The organism is Colwellia sp. TT2012 (assembly GCF_001440345.1).
Classification (GTDB): Bacteria; Pseudomonadota; Gammaproteobacteria; order Enterobacterales; family Alteromonadaceae; genus Colwellia.
On the sequence record NZ_LJYX01000130.1, the window covers coordinates 1 to 816 of the forward strand.

At 39.2% G+C, this 816-nt stretch carries 1 protein-coding gene; it reads right to left on the bottom strand.

Annotated features, from left to right (window positions below; translation table 11 throughout):
• Positions 1 to 35: 35 nt before the first annotated feature.
• The gene (locus tag ASU03_RS19115; protein WP_057833292.1) at positions 36 to 746 is read right to left on the bottom strand and encodes a transposase; all 711 of its coding nucleotides are present in this window, start codon (positions 744 to 746) and stop codon (positions 36 to 38) included.
• Positions 747 to 816 lie beyond the last annotated feature (70 nt).

Below are 816 nucleotides of genomic sequence, written 5' to 3' on the forward strand. Positions count from 1 at the left end.
AATAAAAGGGGTCAGAGCCGTTTTAAATTAATAAACTAATCACTCACGTCTACCGCTTTCTTCCAACCAATAGGCCTACCACGTTTTCCTTCAATTACAGACCTGCCGCTTAGCGCTTCCACTTTAAATTTAAACTGCTCATTTCCAAGCGCTAAACCCTTATTCGTCGCTTTTCTAATATCTTCAATCAATTCAGACTCAACGTAACCAGCAAAGAGCTTTCTATAATCTGCTAATCTATTATTCGCATCTTGATTAATTGCTAAATAGTTGGGATGAGCGGTTAGTAAGTCACTCTGTTTTCCCAAAGCATTACACTGATAACTAGACCAACTGTATTCACTTGGGTCTTGTACCATCCCAGCTCTCACCGGGTTAAGTTCAATATAACGATATAATTCCAACAAGTACTGCTCACTCTGCACTAAGCAAGAGCGATACCTGCCTTCCCATAATGTACCCGATCGTTTATAAGCCCTGTTGAAATACATAACGTACATTCGCCCCAAAGACTGCATCATTTGTGAAATCCCAGAATGATTAGCTGGACTACACAAAATATGCACATGATTGGTCATCAAGACCCAAGCATGAATAGCGACTTTATACTTTTTACTGTATTGCTTTAACCAAGTAACATAGACTTTCATGTCATTTTCACAGGCAAAAATAGCTTGGCGATTATTACCCCGCTGAATAACATGTTCCGCCACGCCCGCTAATGAAACTCTTGATTTTCTTGGCATAATTACAATCTACTGAAGATACAATTTACCTCAGTATAGGTCACTTAAAACGGCTCTGACCCCTTTTATT

Bases quoted from the DNA above. Each gene is read 5' to 3' on its own strand.
- ASU03_RS19115 (WP_057833292.1), bottom strand. From the start codon at position 746: ATGCCAAGAAAATCAAGAGTTTCATTAGCGGGCGTGGCGGAACATGTT.